This window comes from Cryobacterium sp. Y62, from assembly GCF_002929785.1.
Classification (GTDB): Bacteria; Actinomycetota; Actinomycetes; order Actinomycetales; family Microbacteriaceae; genus Cryobacterium.
The window spans coordinates 1-2,273 of sequence record NZ_PJJK01000025.1; the positions used below are offsets into that span (position 1 = coordinate 1).

4 protein-coding genes are annotated in these 2,273 nt (G+C 59.9%); 2 read left to right on the forward strand and 2 right to left on the reverse strand.

Features of this window, described 5'->3' with window-relative positions:
- The first annotated feature begins 211 nt into the window (after positions 1 to 211).
- Both CXY71_RS00200 and CXY71_RS00205 read left to right on the forward strand, forming a co-directional pair.
- Entirely contained in the window at positions 212 to 406 is a 195-nt protein-coding gene (locus tag CXY71_RS00200) for a hypothetical protein (protein ID WP_104133737.1), read from the forward strand.
- A gap of 36 nt (positions 407 to 442) precedes the next feature.
- Positions 443 to 691, forward strand: coding sequence for a hypothetical protein (locus tag CXY71_RS00205; protein WP_104133738.1), 249 nt, complete (start codon positions 443 to 445; stop codon positions 689 to 691).
- 103 nt (positions 692 to 794) lie between these two features.
- On the opposite strand, the gene CXY71_RS00210 is transcribed toward CXY71_RS00205, so the two are convergent.
- Positions 795 to 1,460 carry a hypothetical protein gene (locus tag CXY71_RS00210; protein ID WP_104133739.1) on the reverse strand — a complete coding sequence of 222 codons (666 nt, stop codon included), beginning with the start codon at positions 1,458 to 1,460 and terminating at the stop codon, positions 795 to 797.
- 272 nt (positions 1,461 to 1,732) lie between these two features.
- Positions 1,733 to 1,918: a hypothetical protein gene (locus CXY71_RS20470; RefSeq protein WP_146072684.1), complete on the reverse strand. Its 186-nt coding sequence runs from the start codon at positions 1,916 to 1,918 to the stop codon at positions 1,733 to 1,735.
- Positions 1,919 to 2,273: the final 355 nt, after the last annotated feature.

A 2,273-nucleotide genomic window follows, 5' to 3' on the forward strand; every position in this document is an offset into this window, starting at 1 on the left:
GATGATTCCTGATTCTCGCCCTACGTCACACGGCGGACTTGCTGTTAGCTACTGGCCTCACCCAACCCTGGCACGTAGGGCGCGGACGGTGCAGCTTTCGCGTCTCTCTTCCGATATCACCAGGCGCGCGCCTATCGGCGCGCGTTGTCTCTTGTCTTGAACGCCCACGACGCGTTCGAATAAAGAGAGCAAGCGCGATACCGGTGTTCGGGTGCGCTACGTCGGCACCTACGAGCCAATCGATCGGATGGACGTGGGGGCGGTCGAGCCGGAGGACATCGTCCCGAGCCAGGAACCCCGCGATACCGACGTGTGGTTCACAGAATGGCAGGTTGCCGAGGACAGTTTGGACGTTGCACTTGACCAACACGTCGACTGGTCGCTGGGGCCCATGGACCAGAACTGAGTTTCCCGCCTGTTCGCTGGCCGCCGCACTATCCCCTTGCAGCTCGACACCTATGCCGACGCCGTCCGCGACCCTTCCGGCCAGTCGGATCGGACGCAGCTGTCCGGTCGCGTTGCGCGAATTGATCAGATCTCGGTTCGCTACCACCCTTCGAAGGATCCAAAGGAACGCGGTGTTCTGGTGCCGGAAACAGGGGGCGCCATGCAGCGCAGTGTGCTGATCTTTCGCCAGTCGCGCGGTCATCACGGAAAGGTCGTCGGCTGGATAGTCCGCCTGCGTGAGTAGGCGTTACGGCGCTTTCTCGTGTCTCAGTTGGGGTTCCCCCTGCGGAAGGGCGGAAAACAAGAGTGGGTGGTACCCGCGATCGGATGCCCGGATGCCACCTGTGTCAGTTCGTCTCTGCTTCCTCCGGAGGAGCGACTGGTGATACGACGGGAGGCAGCTCGATATCTGCAAGGATCCGGCCGACGGCACGCCACTTTTCTGCCGAGGCGGCATCGAGCGGGTGCTCAGGAGTATCTTCCAGGTCTTTCAATTCCGGGCCCAGGATCGCGCTGGCGACCTTTGTGATGAGTTCGCGCAACGATTCGGTACGCATATAAGCACCGATGTACTCGCCGTTGGGTACGGGCGCGAGTTCCGTCGTATAGGCGCTCACAAAACAGTCCGCAGCTTCAGCACGCAGGTAGGGGCTCTCCAAAGTCTGGTACCAGCGGCGAAGGAAAACATCACAAGGCGCCTCGTCATGAAGGTGCCGTTCGTCGTCACGAAAAATACGCTTATAGATCTCATCCGGGTTGAGCTGGTTCGCGAGTTCGATCGCCTGATCCAGATTCCCTTGGTAGATCAGGTCGGCAAGTTCAGGGCTCGTCTTTTGATCCATCCGTTGCTGAAGTTGCCTCCGAAATCGGCGCGGGCGACTGTGGTCTGCCCATGCGGAGCCCAGGCGAAGTCGCCATTCCTCTCTGGCCTTGACGACGTCCGTAGTTGCCGAGATGACCAATGCGGTGACGGCGATCACGTCAAGTGCGGTGGTGATGGGCGATCGTTTCATCTATTGCTCCCTCTTCAGATATCGCAGCACAGCACTGCCGTGCTGGTCAGGCGCGACTTTCGTACCCGGAACCCTGCCGCAGGCCGCCGCGACAAGGGACACCTAAGCAACTGACTCCCGCGTAGCTATAAATATTTCTCTACGATGTGTCGGTTATCAGAATAGAGGGCTGCTCCTGGCGTAGCTGACTCGTTGACGTGCCCCATGGTGGTTCCCCTAAGGATTCACTCTTGCTCACCGTGGTCGCCGCTGCGAGCCTTTCGGAGTTCGAATTACCGTCGTTCTTGCGCTCGTTTTTTGCGCACGGCCACTATGGTCGCCCCGGCAATTATGAGCAGGCCACCCACAGCGCCGAAAACTCCCAGCGGCACGCTCGTCGACATATAATCGATCCCAGCGACGACAAAACCAATCCCAATCAGTGTCAGAAGGCCCTGAAAAATTAGTGTTTCGCGCATAGGTAATCTCCTGAATCAGGTGGCCGGAGATTCGGCCTCCCCCCGCATTTTATGCGGCTACTGCGCCCTCGAACGCGATTGTCGGACCCACGGCTTTAGCTCAACATCTGCCCCCGGACCGACTCGACCCCCCGTCGTATCGCACGGGGTTGGTGAAACGGACAGTTTCGGCGCCAGTGCACCCGTACACGACGATGGGGACCAGCGGCATCGACACATTCTCTCTTGTGAGGTGTCCACCCAACGGGGGCAAGGCCATAACCGGAGTCATGCAGATAGGGGCGTCGCCCGGATCTCCACCTCGGACCGCCGCGTCACACTCTACCTACCCGAAACCTGGCCCAAGCACTGGCGC

Bases quoted from the DNA above. Each gene is read 5' to 3' on its own strand.
- CXY71_RS00210 (WP_104133739.1), bottom strand. From the start codon at position 1,460: ATGAAACGATCGCCCATCACCACCGCACTTGACGTGATCGCCGTCACC.
- CXY71_RS20470 (WP_146072684.1), bottom strand. From the start codon at position 1,918: ATGCGCGAAACACTAATTTTTCAGGGCCTTCTGACACTGATTGGGATT.